Origin of the sequence: Rhizobium sp. NZLR11 (assembly GCF_019685115.1) — a bacterium.
Classification (GTDB): domain Bacteria; phylum Pseudomonadota; class Alphaproteobacteria; order Rhizobiales; family Rhizobiaceae; genus Rhizobium.
In genome coordinates, this window is sequence record NZ_JABDWD010000007.1 from 261,947 (window position 1) to 277,260 (window position 15,314).

At 62.3% G+C, this 15,314-nt stretch carries 17 protein-coding genes; 9 read left to right on the forward strand and 8 right to left on the reverse strand.

Annotation, left to right across the window (positions count from 1 at the left end):
* Positions 1–27: 27 nt before the first annotated feature.
* The 3 genes from HJB83_RS15065 to HJB83_RS15075 are packed head-to-tail and all read right to left on the reverse strand — an operon-like array spanning position 28 to position 2,326.
* Positions 28–690 (reverse strand): NADPH-dependent F420 reductase, encoded by a 663-nt coding sequence (locus HJB83_RS15065; RefSeq protein ID WP_259671148.1) that lies wholly within the window; start codon positions 688–690, stop codon positions 28–30.
* Positions 691–695: 5 nt separating this feature from the next.
* On the reverse strand, positions 696–1,637 hold the full coding sequence (locus HJB83_RS15070) for an SDR family oxidoreductase (RefSeq protein ID WP_221116916.1): 942 nt from the start codon (positions 1,635–1,637) through the stop codon (positions 696–698).
* 53 nt (positions 1,638–1,690) lie between these two features.
* Positions 1,691–2,326 (reverse strand): NADPH-dependent F420 reductase, encoded by a 636-nt coding sequence (locus HJB83_RS15075; RefSeq protein WP_221116915.1) that lies wholly within the window; start codon positions 2,324–2,326, stop codon positions 1,691–1,693.
* Between the two features lie 159 nt (positions 2,327–2,485).
* Between HJB83_RS15075 and HJB83_RS15080 the strand changes: the two genes are divergently transcribed.
* On the forward strand, positions 2,486–3,064 hold the full coding sequence (locus HJB83_RS15080) for a TetR/AcrR family transcriptional regulator (RefSeq protein WP_221116914.1): 579 nt from the start codon (positions 2,486–2,488) through the stop codon (positions 3,062–3,064).
* A gap of 176 nt (positions 3,065–3,240) precedes the next feature.
* Here the strand turns inward: HJB83_RS15080 and HJB83_RS15085 are convergent, their stop codons facing one another.
* Together HJB83_RS15085 and HJB83_RS15090 are read right to left on the reverse strand one after the other, a co-directional pair.
* The gene (locus tag HJB83_RS15085) at positions 3,241–3,840 is read right to left on the reverse strand and encodes an NADPH-dependent F420 reductase (RefSeq protein WP_221116913.1); all 600 of its coding nucleotides are present in this window, start codon (positions 3,838–3,840) and stop codon (positions 3,241–3,243) included.
* 76 nt (positions 3,841–3,916) lie between these two features.
* Entirely contained in the window at positions 3,917–4,651 is a 735-nt protein-coding gene (locus HJB83_RS15090) for an SDR family NAD(P)-dependent oxidoreductase (protein WP_221116912.1), read from the reverse strand.
* Positions 4,652–4,871: 220 nt separating this feature from the next.
* Here HJB83_RS15090 and HJB83_RS15095 point away from each other — a divergent pair, with 220 nt between their 5' ends.
* Complete coding sequence (locus HJB83_RS15095; RefSeq protein ID WP_221116911.1) at positions 4,872–5,765, forward strand: LysR family transcriptional regulator; 894 nt, start codon at positions 4,872–4,874, stop codon at positions 5,763–5,765.
* A 143-nt stretch (positions 5,766–5,908) separates the two neighbouring features.
* Here the strand turns inward: HJB83_RS15095 and HJB83_RS15100 are convergent, their stop codons facing one another.
* The gene (locus HJB83_RS15100) at positions 5,909–6,331 is read right to left on the reverse strand and encodes a hypothetical protein (RefSeq protein ID WP_221116910.1); all 423 of its coding nucleotides are present in this window, start codon (positions 6,329–6,331) and stop codon (positions 5,909–5,911) included.
* Positions 6,332–6,635: 304 nt separating this feature from the next.
* A complete protein-coding gene (locus HJB83_RS34110; protein ID WP_246762721.1) occupies positions 6,636–6,851 on the reverse strand; it encodes a hypothetical protein in 216 nt (71 codons plus the stop codon).
* Between the two features lie 284 nt (positions 6,852–7,135).
* Between HJB83_RS34110 and HJB83_RS34115 the strand changes: the two genes are divergently transcribed.
* From HJB83_RS34115 to HJB83_RS15120, 5 genes are all read left to right on the forward strand, one after another.
* Positions 7,136–7,708: a hypothetical protein gene (locus HJB83_RS34115; protein ID WP_259671147.1), complete on the forward strand. Its 573-nt coding sequence runs from the start codon at positions 7,136–7,138 to the stop codon at positions 7,706–7,708.
* 51 nt (positions 7,709–7,759) lie between these two features.
* Positions 7,760–8,104 (forward strand): hypothetical protein, encoded by a 345-nt coding sequence (locus HJB83_RS34120; protein ID WP_246762719.1) that lies wholly within the window; start codon positions 7,760–7,762, stop codon positions 8,102–8,104.
* 9 nt (positions 8,105–8,113) lie between these two features.
* On the forward strand, positions 8,114–8,557 hold the full coding sequence (locus HJB83_RS15110) for a hypothetical protein (RefSeq protein WP_221116908.1): 444 nt from the start codon (positions 8,114–8,116) through the stop codon (positions 8,555–8,557).
* 231 nt (positions 8,558–8,788) lie between these two features.
* A complete protein-coding gene (locus tag HJB83_RS15115; protein ID WP_221116907.1) occupies positions 8,789–10,615 on the forward strand; it encodes a methyl-accepting chemotaxis protein in 1,827 nt (608 codons plus the stop codon).
* Between the two features lie 163 nt (positions 10,616–10,778).
* Positions 10,779–11,468, forward strand: a complete 690-nt coding sequence (locus HJB83_RS15120) for an HAD family hydrolase (protein WP_221116906.1) — start codon at positions 10,779–10,781, stop codon at positions 11,466–11,468.
* 195 nt (positions 11,469–11,663) lie between these two features.
* Here the strand turns inward: HJB83_RS15120 and HJB83_RS15125 are convergent, their stop codons facing one another.
* Positions 11,664–12,305, reverse strand: coding sequence for a hypothetical protein (locus tag HJB83_RS15125; protein WP_221116988.1), 642 nt, complete (start codon positions 12,303–12,305; stop codon positions 11,664–11,666).
* Positions 12,306–12,581: 276 nt separating this feature from the next.
* Here HJB83_RS15125 and thrC point away from each other — a divergent pair, with 276 nt between their 5' ends.
* Together thrC and HJB83_RS15135 are read left to right on the forward strand one after the other, a co-directional pair.
* Positions 12,582–14,006: a threonine synthase gene (gene thrC, locus HJB83_RS15130; protein WP_207583241.1), complete on the forward strand. Its 1,425-nt coding sequence runs from the start codon at positions 12,582–12,584 to the stop codon at positions 14,004–14,006.
* Positions 14,007–14,009: 3 nt separating this feature from the next.
* Positions 14,010–15,308: a pitrilysin family protein gene (locus tag HJB83_RS15135; protein WP_207583240.1), complete on the forward strand. Its 1,299-nt coding sequence runs from the start codon at positions 14,010–14,012 to the stop codon at positions 15,306–15,308.
* Positions 15,309–15,314 lie beyond the last annotated feature (6 nt).

Consider the following 15,314-nt stretch of genomic DNA (forward strand, 5'->3'; position numbering starts at 1 on the left):
GCCGGTATGGACGTGGTGTCGGTGGATTCAGCCAAGATCGACGTTTATGGCGAAGTCCCAGGTGCCGGCGCCGTTTTTGGCCAGGCCGATCATCATCAGGCCGAGCGCCTCAAGCGTCTGGGCCATGTGCAGGCCGCCGACGTCGAACGGACGCAGCCCGAGACTTTCGAGGAAGGTCGAAACGCGCGCCTTCGCCTCCGCATCGTCGGCTGCGATGAACGCGTCGAGGCGTCCACCCCTGGCAAGTACGTGACCGAAGATCGTGTTGAACGCCTTGACGATGTGCGCGCCGGCGGGAAGGCCCTTGGCGGTCTCCTGCGCGCCAGAACTGTCGTGAGGGGTGACGAGGCCCGAGAGGTCAGGGGCAACCGGGTTGGCGATGTCGATGATCACCTTGCCGTCGAGCGCGTCCCCAAAGTCGGCCACCACCGAAGCCGCATTCTGGTATGGCACGGCGAGGATGACGATGTCGCCCGCCGGCGCTGTCCCGTACGCCCCTGTGGTCGCTCCGGCTGCGAGTTGGTCGGCGAGCGCCCGCGCCTTGGCGGGGTCTCGGCTGACAACCTCGACAGTGTGTCCGACCTTGGCTGTACGGCCAGCGATCGCTGCGGCCATGGTTCCTGAGCCGATGATGCTGATAATGCTCATGTGCAGTCTCCTAAAGAGTTGAGTTATGCTCGTCGTGTCCAAGCTGGTCAGCCGGCGGGGAAATAATGGCCGTTGTCCAGGTCCTTGAGCAGGCCGGGCTGAGTGGGTTCCCAGCCGAGGGCCCGGCGGGTGATGGCATTGGACGCGGCGACGTCCAGCTTCACCAGATTCGCGAGGAACCCGAAAAAGCCTGGCAGCATCAGCTCATCCGCGGGAATCGGCACGGCCGGCAGGTTCAAGCGGCTGCCGATGGCTTCGGCGATCTCGCGGAACGCAATAGCCTCATCGGCAACCGCATGCCAATTCCTCCCGGCGGGGCTCTTCTCCAGCGCCAGACGGAACACGGCGGCGAGGTCGCGGGCGTGCACGGCCGACCAATTGTTCTTGCCGTCGCCGGGATAGCCGACAACGCCCTTCTCCTTCGCAAGCCCGATCAGTATCGGGAGGAAACCGGCATTGTCGCTCGTGCTGTGCATGATCGTCGGAATCCGTACGACCGAAGAGCGCACGCCTTGCTCGGCGAGACCGAGCACGGTCGTTTCGACAATGTTGCGAACTCGCAAGGTGCCCTTGAACTTCTCGCCGCCAGAGAGGGTGGCGTCCTCCTCGGTGGCTGGGCGGCCGAGATGTTCCCAACCCGGCGAGCCAATGCTCCCCGACGTGACCAGCGGCTTTCCGGTCCCCTTCAGAGCCTCACCGTATGCGAGCATGATCTTTTGCTCCGCGGCAGCCACCGCGTCGAGGCCACCGGTGGGAAGCAGGTCTTGCCGGTGCGCGACGTGGATGACGCCGTCGAAGTCTGCGGCCGCCGCTTTTAACCCATCGAGATCATCGAGGTCGCCGCGACGCACCTTGGCGCCAAGCGCGGACACCGCTTCCGCAGACTTGTCCGACCGGGCAAGCGCAGTGACCTCGTGACCGGCTGCGATAAGGTCGGAAATGATATACGGACCGGAATGGCCGGTCCCACCAGTGACGAAAACGTGCATGTAAATGCTCCTTGTGGAGTGAGGTGATGTGAGAAGTGGTGCTGCCAGTGGGCTCAGGCGGGAAGGCGGACACCGATTGAAAAGTTGCCGTGTTTGAAGGAGCGGGTCATGAGGCCCAGCGACAGCAGGCAGGCGTGCTCCAGCGTCCGCGCCATAAGCAGCTCCCCGGTATCCATGGGGCGCAGTCCGAGGCTCTCGATGAACGCCGACACGCGTGCCTTCGCCTGTGCGTCGTCGCCGGCGAGGAGCACGTCCAACGGGCGGTCCTCGACTGGACCGGCAGCCAGGACATGCGAGAACAGGGTGTTGAACGCCTTGACGACTACCGCATCGGCAGGGGCGGCCTTGGTGATTTCCCGTGCGCCGAAACTGTCCTCAGGGGTCACGAAGCTCGTGTAGTCGGAGGCAACGGGGTTGGTGATGTCGACGAGGAGCTTGCCTGCCAGCCCTTCGCCGTACTGCTTCACCACGTCGAGTACGGCGGCGTAGGGAACCGCAAGGATAACGATGTCTCCAGCCGGGGCAGCGCCAAACGTCCCTGTCGTCGCGCCGGCTCCGATCTGCGCGGCCAGCGCCCGCGCCTTCGCGGCGTCGCGACTCGTCACCTCGACGCTGTGTCCGGCCTTGGCAGCAAGCCCGCCGATCGCTGCAGCCATGCTGCCTGATCCGATGATACTGATCGTGCTCATGTTCGTGTTCCTCGGGCGTTCGCCATCATTTCGTGTCGGGCAGCGGCTCTGTTGCGATTTTCACAGATCCACTCTATCTGATGGATCACTGATCCAGGTGCCATAATTGGATCAGTGATCCATATATACGGATCACCGATCCGATTATCAAGGCAAGACATGCGAGCCGACGCTCAAAAGAATTACAGCCATCTCCTCTCGGTCGCGCGTGACGTCGTCACCGAGCATGGCGTCGATGCGTCGATGCGAGATATTGCCCGCCGGGCCGGCGTCGGGTTGGCGACGCTGCTTCGTCATTTCCCGACGCGAGAAGCCTTGTTCGAAGCCTTGTTGCGTACGAACCTGGACGCCCTGACACAGAGGGCAGGTGAACTCGAAACGTCTGACGCCGCTGACGAAGCGCTCTTGTCCTGGTTCCGCGAATGGGTAGCATTCGCCGAAAGCCATCAGGGCGTTGTCGCCCTGATGGCGGCCGCCCACACGAACCCGGACTCCGCTCTTTATGCTTCATGCGCAGCTGTGCACTCAGCGAGCGCGCGACTGCTGCTCCGTGCCCAGACCGAAGGTACGGCGCGCGCTGATATGAATGGGGACGACCTGTTCGGCCTGATGTCGGCGCTCGGCTGGCTCGTCGACTTACCCTCATTCGCGCCAAGGGCAGATCATCTCGTTCACATCATCGCGAGCGCCATCCTGACAAACCCGGCGAGCAACGGTATCAGGAAGGCGACTTGTTAAATCGCCGCCTATAGACCGCATCGAAGGCCAACTCCCCGCAATCGGCGGCAAGGACTAGCCTGCCGTCGATGCCCATCGTATCTCTCCGTTTTCCTTACGTGGAATTGTGTCCGAGCCAGGCGGACACGTTGTGACCCACGAGGCAGGATCGCATCAAAATTTGCGATCCTGATTGGTCAGTCGAACTTGACCAGGTCCTTAAAGATCAGTTGACCCCAGCTCTTTCCGCGCGCCTGCACGAGCAGTCCACCTTCCGAAAGCCCGCCAAGTTTGATCGGCGCAAAACCGAGACTTTCCGCAAGCGCACCAATCTCCATTGCGGCGTCGTCATCGTCGCTCGCCAGGAACACAACTCTCCTGCCACCATGTACGGCCGGATCTTGGTCAAGGACGGCAGCGGCCAAATGGTTGAAGCCCTTGACCAGTCGTCCACCAGTGAAGGCCTGCGCGACGAACTTGGAAGAAGGCTGTCCTCCCAGTTCCTCAGGAGGCACGCCGTAGGCATTTGTTAGATCGACGATCGTCTTCCCCTGCCAGGTGGGGAGTGCCTTTGCGACATCCGGGTGCGACTCGAAACGGACAGCCAAAAAGATGATGTCCGCCTTGACCGCTTCCGCCAGTTTTGTGGGAATGATGGTGGGTCCGATCGCGGCCGCAGCGGAAGCAAAGCTTTCCGGGTCGCGCGTGGCTGCAACGGATACTTCGATACCTCTACGGGCAAACGCCTTGGCCAGAGCCTGGCCGACATTGCCGAAGCCGATAATTGCGTAGCTCATATATATTCTCCTTGGGTTATCACGCGCCTCCGGCGCTCCGAACGATCGAATGGAGCGCCCGGCCGGGCGTAGTGCGTCAGAGTTGTGCTAGGCCGCCGTCGACGGCAACTTCGCTGGCGGTCATGAAGCTGCTGTCCGATGACGCGAGAAAGGCGGCCACCGCTCCGATCTCCGCCGGATCGGCCATACGCTGGAGCGGCGTCATCGAGGCGAAAACCTTCTGGCCCTCCTCGCCTAACGCTTCCTTTGCGAGTTCGGTCGCCGTCGCCCCGGGCGACAGCACGTTGACCCGGATGCCGGTGCCTTTCAGGTCCTCCGCCCAGGTCCGTGCCAGGTTGCGCACCGCCGCCTTGCTCGCGCTGTAGGCTGTCATCCCCGCGGCGCCCGTGGTGCCGGCGCTCGATCCGGTCAGGATGATCGAACCGCCCTCGCCCATCAGCGGCAGCGCCTTCTGGACCGTGAAGATCGTACCCTTCACATTGGTGTCGAAGGTTTCCTCAATGTGCTCGGCGGTGATCTTGCCAAGCGCAAGCTGGCTTCCCGCCCCGGCATTGGCGAAGACGATGTCGAGGGTCCCGCGCTCAGCCTTCACCGCTGCGTAAAGTCGGTCGAGGTCAGCCGTATCGGAAACCGAACCCATCACCGCGCGGGCATTAGGCCCGAGGTTTGCCACAGCGGCGTCGAGCGCTTCCTGACGGCGGCCGAAGATGAAGACGAACGCGCCTTCCTCGATGAAGCGCTTTGCGGCGGCGAGGCCGATGCCGGTAGCGCCTCCGGTGATGACGGCGGTCTTTCCATTCAGTCTAGTCATGTTGTGCATCCTTTGTTGGAACTGGTCGGAAGCCGGAGAAAGGCTTGAGGGGGCAGCGCACCGACCCGCCTTGTACGCCATGCAGGTAGGATGCTGAGAGCAGCGCTGTCAGTGTAGAAAGATGCACAAGCGTGGTGCATAATTACACCGACTGCTTTATATGAATGACGCTAATTGCACCGCCTCACGACATCAGCATTACGAGTTGGCCAGGAACACCATGACGATCGATTGGGACGACATTCGATATTTTCTCGCTGTGGCACGACACGGTTCTGTCCGCGCCGCCGCCGACCACCTCGAAGTCAATCACACGACGGTGCTAAGGCGCATCGCCCAGCTTGAAGCCCGGCTCCGCTCGCAGATGTTCGAAAAACTGCCGGCGGGCTATCGCCTCACTGAAGCTGGCAAACAGGTGCAAGAGTTTGCGGAACAGATGGAGGCTTCTTCTCATCTGTTGGTGAGCCGCGTGTCCGGCCGTGATCAAGGCGTGCGTGGTCCCCTGCGAGTCACAATGGCGCCCACGCTAGCGACACATTTGTTAATGCCTGACTTTGCCGCTTTTATGCGACAGCACCCCGAAATCGAAATGGAGATCCAGTCCTCTTTAGAAAATGTGAACCTGACAAATCGCGAAGCCGACGTGGCCTTGAGAGTCGTTTTTGACCGCAATTCGCTGCCACAGAACCTTCACGGCGTGAAAGGCCCAGACCTCTCCGTAGGTGTCTATATGTCTCGCGACCTGCTCGCGGCTTGGACGGCCGGCAATTCGGGCCACATCAGGTGGATAACGAAAAACGTAGAGGGCGTGCCCGAGTGGGCCTATGGCGATGCCGTCGAAATTACCGGAGCCCCGTTCCGAGTTCCAGAAGATGCAGCGCATCTCGAAGCGTTGCGCCTTGGCCTAGGGATTTCGGCGCTTCCCAGCTTCGTTGGAGATGCTGAGCCGCTGCTCGTCAGAGTTCCTGGCACAGGTCTCGGTCCCCATGGAACGCTCTGGGTGCTGACACAGGGCGAGACGCGAAAGACCAAGCGTGTCCGCTTGTTCACGGAGTACATATCAGAGAGACTGCGTGCTCATGCGGGTGTTCTTGCAGGTGACAAGTCTCGGTAAAATCTATCGTCCACATTCCATAAGCAGCGACGAATCTCGACCACTTTGCCCAATGTTTGAGGTTGACGAGTCATTCGCCGAAACCGCTTAATATGGCATCAGTCGATGGTCGGGACGCTTAGCATATGTTTCCCGACATCCTCTCACCGGACCCGATCCTGCTGGCGCACATGCGCCCGCAGCGCCGCGAGAGTGAGCGCCAGTGCGGCGTGATTGCTTTCGGCTTCACCCAGCACGTTTTCGCCTTCCTCGATCTCGCGCAGCTGCGCGCCGTAAAGCCAATCGTCAGATGTCTGGCGGCCGCGGGCCAGGTGCCAGACCGCATCCGGCCGGACTTCCCGGCAGAGATCGATGGCGTGATTGACGTCGTGAGTGAAGGGCCGCGCCATCAGGAAGCCGTGCTGCGACCTGATGCTGCTCGGCATGTAGTCGTAGGGACCGTCGAAATCGTTCGGCTCGGCCGGCCGGAATTGCTTCAACAAAAAGGCGCAGGTGATGAAGGCGTCGATCCGGCCGTCGGGCATATCGGTCTTTTCCAGGGTTTCGATGATATCCTCGATCGTCATGCAGTCTTCCTCTTGGTCCGTTCCTTGGCATGCCGCCTCTCCTCTTCCCATAGCGGCGGTGGCGTCCTCTTCCCCGAGCGCCATCTAGTGCAGGAGAATGCCAAAGGTAGTCCCGGGGCTGTGTCGAGCCGGTGATCACGCGGATTTCATCGATCTCGCACCCGCCTCGCTTGAGGTAACAGCCTGTCGCGCACGTCCTGGTCGAATTGTCTTGGCTTCGGCAATAGAGGTTGGCTGGCAGTCGGCATTGGTCGCCGGCTCGTAGGCTACTCAGCACCATGCTTCAATCTAACCAGGAAAGGCTCTAACAGCCTTTCTTCCTCATCTTCCTTTCGACCTTGGCCCTCTTTTCGGGCCCATCCCCTGCATGTTTTCCGCCGGTCAGGCCATGATCCATCATCGCCTGCAGCTCTGCACAGCTTCTGTGGTGCTTCCCGCCCTTAGCGGTGACGTCGGTGGATGTGAAGGCAAATAGCAGCGCGACGGCTGCCGCCGATCGAACAAGAGCTGACAGCCTCATGGTTCCTCTCCTATTGCCCTGCATGGTACGCTCAGGGCCGCGAGCCGGCAATGAGGGTCGTGTCGCGCCAGCCTGGAAATACTGGTGTTCCGACCAGCCGGACGGACGGGAAAGTGTCCCATGACGCGCGATCGAAACCCGTGCCGTTGAGCTCGGACCAAGGTCTGGCGCCCCTCCGACTGAGGGCCTAAGGCCGGAACAGTGGGGTGTGACCGAAGTTTGTCAGGCAGCTCTCCTTCCGCTCCGGATGTGACAGAGCTGAAAATCAAACGGAGGAATACACAATGATGAAGGTAACACATCTCGCCTTGGCAGCGGCCTTTCTGGCCGGTACGGCCGTTTCCGGCTTTGCTCAATCGTCAAGCACTGTCGGCACCGGCGGTTCGTCGGCCGGCGGCGGAACTGCGAGCAGCACGATCGGTACTGGTGGCAGCTCTGCCGGAGGCACCTGCCCTGCCGGCGCAACCAACTGCAATTCCGGCTCGTCCTCGACGGTCGGCACCGGCGCCTCGTCGGCTGGCGGCGGCACCTCGAGCAGCACCGTCGGCACCGGCGGTTCGGCTTCCGGCTCAGGCTCCGGCTCCGGCTCTGCTTCAACGCTCGGAACCGGCGGGTCGTCGGCCGGCGGCGGCACATCCAGCAGCTCGGTCGGCACCGGCGGTTCCGCCGCGGGCTCCGGCGATGCGAACTCAGCCTCGAGTGTCGGAACCGGCGCGTCGTCTGCGGACGGTGACAAGACCGGCAGCACCGTCGGCACCGGCGGCAGTGCAGCCGGAACCTCGCACGACAGCAAGGGCAAGAAGGGCTGTGCACCCGGCCAGGTCAAGAAGGACGCCACCGGCAGCCATGGCTGCTGATGATGTCGGCCGGCGCCCTGGCGGCGTCGGCCAATCCCTTGGAGAAAACCAATGACCCAATTTTCCACGATCGCACTGACCGCTTCGCTCACCTTGATCGCCGGGCAGACCCTGTCCGAGGAGATCAAGCTCGACGACGGAACGACATGCACCATCGTCCAGTCGCAGGCGGGGGACATGTCCACCACGGTGACGGCGGGCAACGGGCACGTGTCGTCATCGACGACGACCGGCGGCGGCTCGGCCGGCTCTTCTTCGTCCTCGGCCTCCGCCGGATCCTCGGCGGGATCGGGAAGCGTCGACAGCTTTTCGACGGCAAGCATCACCAGGCCTGACGGCACCGTCATCACCAAACGGTCCGACGGAACCTGCTCATTGACGAAACCGGCGAAATAGGAGACGGCCATGAAACACATCAACCTTATCGCAGCAGCGTCGATCGTCTTGCTGGCATCGACCTCTGCCGGCCTTGCGCAGGATTGCAAAGCGGCCGGGACGGTCGGCACGGGCGGAAGCGCTTCAGCCGGCGGCACGTCGGCAAGCTCGCTCGGCACCGCAGGCACCTGCCAGACCGACGGCGGCACGACCTCTTCAATCGGATCGGGAGGAAGTGCGGCCACCGTCGACGGAAAGGCGCAAAGCAAGACGCATGTCAACGACAACGGCGACAAGCTCAAGGCGCAGACCAAGGCCCAGGCCGTCGACAAGGGAACTTTCAGCAAGTCCCGCACAAAGACCAGCACCGACGGCAGCGCCTTGGAAAGCACAACCCGTACGATGTCGCATGTGCCCGGCGAGAAACCGGTCAAAAATACCACCAATCAGAAGATCGTCCTGCCGCAACAGTAGGTTAGATGGGCTCGCTCACCCGAACAAGGGCGGGCCCTTTGCCTCGGCACGAATGGCGCCCGGTGCTTGAAGCGCTCCTCCCCTGCACGATCGGCCAGAGCATTCAACTGCTCATCGAATGAAGCAAAGAATACAACCCGTTGTTTTTACGCGGCTTAACGGCGTCTCGCTGAGAAATCATTAAGCATGTTCCGATATTCTCAGGTTCTACATTAACGTGAGAGCCCGGATATGGCGTCGATCCAAAACAAGATCATCATGGCAAGCGTTGCGATATTCGCCCTGGCGGGCGGCGCCACCGAGGTCGGCATCTGGTCTGCCTCCACCCTCTCGGCAAACAGCACCGATGTCGCCCAGTCGGCGCAAATCCTGCGCAATCACATGCAAGCCGATATGATGCATGACGCGTTGCGCGCCGACGTGCTCGCCGCCTTGCTGGCGTCGAACCCGGCAGCCGGCATCGACCCAGCCGCGGTAAAGGCGGATCTGGTGGAGCACGAGGCATCGTTCCGGGAGATGATTGACGCCAACAAGGCTCTTGTCTCCGATGGACAAACGAAAACGGTCCTTTCCGGCATCGAACGTCCCCTTCTCGTCTATGTCGACAGCGCCACGAAGATGGTCGACCTTGCCGGCAAGGATCCGTCGGCCGCGTTGAAGGCATTGCCGGACTTCATGCAGCAGTTCTCGACATTGGAAACGGCGATGGAACAGGCCGGGGACCAGATCACCGCTGTATCGGATGACATTTCCAAGCGCAGCGCCGACATCAAAGCCTCGGTCGATATCGTTCTGAAGGCGCTTCTGGCCGCGGCCGCGTTGTTCGCCATTGGCCTCTATTTCCTGACCCGCAAGACTGTTTCCAAGCCGATCCTGGCGCTTTCCAGCGATATGCAGAAGCTCGCCGATGGTGACACGGCCATTGCCTGCACCGGCATTGGCCGCTCCGATGAAATCGGCACGATGGCATCGGCTGTCGAAATCTTCCGCCAGGCAGCGATTGCCAACAAGCAATTGGAGCAGGACGCCGCGGCGGCTCGATTGCAGGGCGAAACCGAAAGGGTCACGGCCCGCAAGCAGGCTGAGGAGGATGCTGCCGAGCGGCTGCGGGCGGCGACATCGGGCCTTGCCGCAGGTCTGAAGCGGCTTGCCTCAGGCGATCTCGCCTTCCAGATCGAAGAACCGTTCGCACCTGATTTCGAGGGCCTCCGGCATGATTTCAACATGTCGATCCGGCAGCTCGATCAAACCCTCGGCGCCATCGCCGCTGCCATTGCGGCGATCGACGAAGGCACCAGGGAAATCGCGTCCGGAGCCGGTGATCTGTCGAAACGCACCGAACAGCAGGCAGCCTCTCTCGAAGAAACCGCAGCAGCGCTCGACCAGATCACCGCCAATGTCTCGAACTCCAGCAAGCGGACCGACGAGGCGCGCACCGAGGCGACCGATGCAAACCGCAATGCCGCCAAATCTTCCGAGGTCGTGTCCCATGCCGAAGAAGCCATGCGCCGCATCGAGGCCTCGTCGCAGCAGATCTCCAGCATTATCGGCGTAATCGACGAGATCGCATTCCAGACCAACCTGCTGGCGCTGAACGCCGGCGTCGAAGCTGCGCGCGCCGGCGATGCCGGCAAGGGCTTTGCAGTGGTGGCCCAGGAAGTCCGCGAACTCGCCCAGCGCTCGGCTCAGGCGGCAAAGGAAATCAAAGGCCACATCCAGAAATCGTCGGTGGAAGTCGAAAGCGGCGTCAAACTGGTTCTCGACACCAGCCAGGTCCTGAGCGCCATCAGCGAGCAGATCGCCCGCATCAACCAGCACATGGATGCCATTGCCGTATCGGCAAGAGAACAGTCGACCGGCCTTGCCGAGGTCAATACCGCCGTCAACTCGATGGACCAGGTGACCCAGCAGAACGCCGCGATGGTCGAGCAATCGACGGCCGCGTCCGGTCATCTGGCTCAGGAAGCCGCCAGGCTGCGTGAACTCGTTTCCCGGTTCAAGCTGCGTGCGACCGCTTCGACGCAGTCCGGACGACGGGCTGGGCAGCTGGCGGCCTGACGGCCTGACGAGGCGATTCGGCAGCGACCACGGAGCCGGTCGCTTGCCGCATCGCAGCCATGCTTGGGATCCGGTTGAGCTTTGGCCGGGCTTCGTGTAGAGCCGCAGCATTCCCAGACAGGATCCGGACTTCCAGCCCAGACTTCCAGCAAGGCGTGAACATATGGACGGCTTCGACCTCATCATCTTCGACTGCGACGGCGTTCTCGTCGATTCGGAAATCATCGCCGCGGAGGTTGAATCCGCGCTTCTGACGGAGGCCGGATATCCGATCAGCGTCGAGGAAATGGGCGAACGCTTCGCCGGCATGACATGGCGCAACATCCTGCTGCAGATCGAGCGTGAGGCGAGCATTCCGTTTTCGGCCTCGCTGCTCGAAAAGTCCGAGCAGATGCTCGACCTCAGGCTGGCCGCCGACGTCAAGGCCATTCCAGGCGTCGAATTCGCCGTCTCCAGGCTGCCGATGAAGCGCTGCATCTGCTCGAATTCGAGCAGCAAGCGGCTCGACATGATGCTGGGCAAGGTGGGGCTGAAGCCGCTGTTTGCGCCCAATATCTTCTCCGCCAAGGATCTCGGCCCCGACCGCGCCAAGCCGAAACCCGACGTCTTCCTGCACGGCGCAAGCCAGATGGGCGTGTCGCCGGACAAGGTGGTCGTCGTCGAGGATTCCGTGCATGGCGTGCATGCGGCGCGCGCCGCCGGCATGCGGGTCATCGGCTTCACCGGTGCCTCGCACAGCTATCCCGCCCATGCCGACAAACTGACGGATGCCGGCGCCGAAACGGCGATCTCCCGCATGAACGACCTGCCGGGCGTCGTCGCCGCCCTGGCCGCCTGGGACAACGTTCTCTAAAGTCTGGGCGCTGAGCCTCTCCCCCTCATTGCTGTGCTGGTCACAGGAATCCAGTGCGCCCAAGTGCTTGGGCGCGGGAGAACGGCTTCATCGCATCAGAGTCATTCACGGCGCCGACGCGCCGTGGCTGGATTCCTGTGACAAGCACAGGAATGAGGCAAAGTGGGGCATCCGGCCCCGGTCGCCGATATCGCTTTAGCTGTTCTTCTTGGTCTTGGCCGGCTGGGTGTCGAAGCCGATGTTGACACGCACCAGCGCGCCGGAGCCGACCGGCATCTTGATGCCGTCCTTGCGGAAGATCACCTGGGTGCCCGGTGCGCCCGCCGGAATCTCGGTCGGGAATTTGGTGACTTCGGAATAGAGCACCGTCTCGCCGTCGACGACGGTGACGCGGATCGGCAGCGTCACCGGGCCGGGGGCGCCGGCCGGGCCGGTGATCAGGCGCAGCTGGGCAACGACGGTCATCGTCAGGTTCGTGTCGCTCAGCGAGCACTGGCGAGTGTAATCGCCGAACGAGGCCTGGAAAACGATCTGCTGCGGATCATCCTTCTTGCCCTTGGCATAAGTGCGGAAGATCGCATCCTGGTCGCGCATGAAGATCTGCGGGCAGGCGCCCTGGACGACGGGGGCGACAGCGCCCTGTGCCGTCGTGGCCGTGCCGATCGAAGGATTGTTCGAGGATGGGTTGGCCGGTGCCAGCGGCATGATCTGGGCGGTGCCGTTCGGCTGCGTCGGCGCCGACTTGCTGTCACCACCGGTGCCGAGCGTATCGCAGCCGGCGAGCAGGGCAAGGAGGGAAGCTGAGATAATGAGACGCGAGACCTTGCCGAGCACTATGTTCCACCCTTTGTACAAGCGTTTCTTGGAGGCCCCAGGTCTTTTCCGTGAGGCCTTTCACGACGGTTTGCGATGGTCTATATCAGCGGCGAAAACAAAAATCGATTGGGTACGCGCCGTTTTGATGCACTTTTCGCCGCCGGATGCGGGCAACTTCAACAAGATAACGGCGATGGTATGGCCTGAAGGCAGCCCCTTCTCGATTTCCGGGCCCGGTTTCCGGCAGTGCGGGCCACCGCTCAGCCCGACCGGATTTCCTCCAGCGATAGATCAAGGATGACGAACGTGGACTATATCTCGACCCGCGGCGAGGCCCCTGCCCTCGGCTTTTGCGACGCCCTGCTGACCGGGCTGGCGCGCGACGGCGGGCTCTATGTTCCCCGTGAATTTCCGAGCTTCTCCAAAAAACAGATCCGGGCGCTGCGCGGCAAGAGCTACCAGGAGATCGCCTTCACCATCCTGTCGCCCTTCACCAATGGCGAGATCCCCGAGGCGACCTTCCGGGCGATGATCGACGAGGCCTACGGCACCTTCCGCCATCCGGCGATCGCGCCGCTCGTCCAGACCGGACCGAACAGCTTCGTCATGGAGCTGTTCCACGGCACGACGCTCGCCTTCAAGGACGTGGCGATGCAGCTGCTGGCCCGGCTGATGGATTATGCGCTGGAAAAGCGCGGCGAACGGGCGACGATCGTCGGCGCCACCTCGGGCGATACCGGCGGTGCGGCGATCGACGCTTTTGCCGGCCGCGAGCGCACCGACATCTTCATCCTCTTCCCGCATGGCAAGGTCTCGCCGGTGCAGCAGCGGCAGATGACCACCTCGTCTTCAGCAAATGTGCATGCGCTTGCCGTCGAGGGCAATTTCGACGATTGCCAAAACCTGGTGAAGGCGATGTTCAACGACGCGGCGTTCCGCGACAAGGTCGGCCTCTCCGGTGTCAACTCGATCAACTGGGCGCGCATCATGGCCCAGATCGTCTATTATTTCACGGCGGCGGTCGCACTCGGCGGGCCGGACCGGAAGATCTCGTTCACGGTGCCCACCGGCAATTTCGGCGATATCTTCGCCGGCTACTGCGCCAAGCGCATGGGCCTGCCGATCGACCGGCTGGTGATCGCCACCAACGAAAACGACATCCTGGAACGGATGCTGAAGACCGGCCGCTACGACATGAAGGCGGTCAAGGCGACGAGCTCGCCGTCGATGGACATCCAGATCTCGTCGAACTTCGAACGGCTGCTGTTCGAAGCCTATGACCGCGACGCCTCGAAGGTGCGCGCGGCAATGGAAAGCCTCAAGCAATCCAACGGTTTCGAGATCGGCGCGCAAGCGCTGAAGGCGATCCGCCGCGACTTCCGCGCCGGCCGCGCCAGCGAGAAGCAGGTGGCCGAGACGATCCGTACGATCCATGCCGAGACCGGTTATCTGCTTGATCCGCATTCGGCGATCGGCGTCTTCGTTGCCAAGAAGAAGGAAAAGCCGAATACGCCGATGGTGACGCTTTCGACCGCGCATCCGGCGAAATTCCCCGCCGCCGTAAAATCGGCCTGCGGTATTGACCCGGCGCTTCCGACGTGGCTTGCTGATCTGATGCACAGGGAGGAGCGCTTCCAGATCATCGAACCGGAGCTCAAAGCCGTAGAAAGCTTTATCGGCAGACATGCCCGCGACAAGACGACGGCAGGCGCAGAAAGATAGCCAATGACAGTTGAGTGCACCCGGCTGAAATCCGGGCTGACAGTAGTGACAGAAACCATGCCGCACCTTGAAAGCGTTGCGCTCGGAGTCTGGATCAAATCGGGATCGCGTAACGAGACGGCAGACGAGCACGGCATCGCCCACCTGCTCGAACACATGGCCTTCAAAGGCACGGGGCGCCGCACGGCCCGCCAGATCGCGGAGGAAATCGAGGATGTCGGCGGCGAGGTCAACGCCGCGACGTCGACCGAGACGACCTCTTATTACGCCCGCGTCCTCAAGGACCACGTGCCGCTCGCCGTCGATATCCTTGCCGACATCCTGACGGAATCGGCCTTCGAGGAGGAGGAGCTGGAGCGTGAGAAGCAGGTAATCCTGCAGGAGATCAATGCCGCCAACGACACGCCCGACGACGTGGTGTTCGACCGGTTCTCCGAAGTCGCCTATCGCGACCAGACGCTCGGCCGGGCTATCCTCGGCACGCCGGAGACCGTCGTCTCCTTCACGCCGCAGCAGATCCGCGGCTATCTCGGCCGCAACTACACGACCGATCGCATGTTCATCGTCGCCACCGGCGCCGTCGAACACGACGAATTCCTGCGGATGGTCGAGGATCGTTTCGCCAGCCTGCCGAGCGAGCCTTCGGCGCCGCCGGTCATGGAAGCGGCGCGTTATATCGGCGGCAGCGTGCGCGAACCGCGCGACCTGATGGACGCCCAGATCCTGCTCGGCTTCGAGGGCAAACCCTACCACGCCCGCGATTTCTACTGCTCCCAGATCCTTGCCAATATCCTCGGCGGCGGCATGTCCTCCAGGCTGTTCCAGGAAGTGCGCGAGTTCCGCGGCCTCTGTTATTCGGTCTATGCCTTCCACTGGGGCTTTTCCGACACCGGCATCTTCGGCATTCATGCCGCGACCGGCGGCGAAAACCTGCCGCAGTTGGTGCCCGTCATCATCGACGAGCTGCACAAATCCGCCGATCAGATCCACCAGAAGGAAATCGAGCGCGCCCGCGCCCAGATCCGCGCCCAATTGCTGATGGGCCAGGAAAGCCCGGCGTCGCGCGCCGGCCAGATCGCCAGGCAGATGATGCTTTACGGCCGGCCGATCTCCAATCCGGAGATGATGGAACGGCTTGAGGGCATCACCATCGAGCGGCTGACGGATCTCGCCGGCCGGCTGTTCTACGACACGGTGCCGACGCTTTCGGCGATCGGACCGCTGGACCAGCTCGCACCGATGGAAGACATCACCGCTTCGCTTTCGGTCCCGGCACCGAAGACGATGCAGGCCGGCCGCTGAGCCGTT

What these genes read in the sequence shown, in the direction of transcription:
- HJB83_RS15095 (WP_221116911.1), top strand. Translation starts at nt 4,872, where the DNA reads ATGACGATCGATTGGGACGACATTCGATATTTTCTCGCTGTGGCACGA.
- HJB83_RS34110 (WP_246762721.1), bottom strand. Translation starts at nt 6,851, where the DNA reads ATGAGGCTGTCAGCTCTTGTTCGATCGGCGGCAGCCGTCGCGCTGCTA.
- HJB83_RS15080 (WP_221116914.1), top strand. Translation starts at nt 2,486, where the DNA reads ATGCGAGCCGACGCTCAAAAGAATTACAGCCATCTCCTCTCGGTCGCG.
- HJB83_RS15135 (WP_207583240.1), top strand. Translation starts at nt 14,010, where the DNA reads ATGACAGTTGAGTGCACCCGGCTGAAATCCGGGCTGACAGTAGTGACA.
- HJB83_RS34120 (WP_246762719.1), top strand. Translation starts at nt 7,760, where the DNA reads ATGACCCAATTTTCCACGATCGCACTGACCGCTTCGCTCACCTTGATC.
- HJB83_RS15110 (WP_221116908.1), top strand. Translation starts at nt 8,114, where the DNA reads ATGAAACACATCAACCTTATCGCAGCAGCGTCGATCGTCTTGCTGGCA.
- HJB83_RS15085 (WP_221116913.1), bottom strand. Translation starts at nt 3,840, where the DNA reads ATGAGCTACGCAATTATCGGCTTCGGCAATGTCGGCCAGGCTCTGGCC.
- HJB83_RS15070 (WP_221116916.1), bottom strand. Translation starts at nt 1,637, where the DNA reads ATGCACGTTTTCGTCACTGGTGGGACCGGCCATTCCGGTCCGTATATC.
- HJB83_RS15075 (WP_221116915.1), bottom strand. Translation starts at nt 2,326, where the DNA reads ATGAGCACGATCAGTATCATCGGATCAGGCAGCATGGCTGCAGCGATC.
- HJB83_RS15115 (WP_221116907.1), top strand. Translation starts at nt 8,789, where the DNA reads ATGGCGTCGATCCAAAACAAGATCATCATGGCAAGCGTTGCGATATTC.
- HJB83_RS15120 (WP_221116906.1), top strand. Translation starts at nt 10,779, where the DNA reads ATGGACGGCTTCGACCTCATCATCTTCGACTGCGACGGCGTTCTCGTC.
- HJB83_RS15090 (WP_221116912.1), bottom strand. Translation starts at nt 4,651, where the DNA reads ATGACTAGACTGAATGGAAAGACCGCCGTCATCACCGGAGGCGCTACC.
- thrC (WP_207583241.1), top strand. Translation starts at nt 12,582, where the DNA reads ATGACGAACGTGGACTATATCTCGACCCGCGGCGAGGCCCCTGCCCTC.
- HJB83_RS34115 (WP_259671147.1), top strand. Translation starts at nt 7,136, where the DNA reads ATGATGAAGGTAACACATCTCGCCTTGGCAGCGGCCTTTCTGGCCGGT.
- HJB83_RS15100 (WP_221116910.1), bottom strand. Translation starts at nt 6,331, where the DNA reads ATGACGATCGAGGATATCATCGAAACCCTGGAAAAGACCGATATGCCC.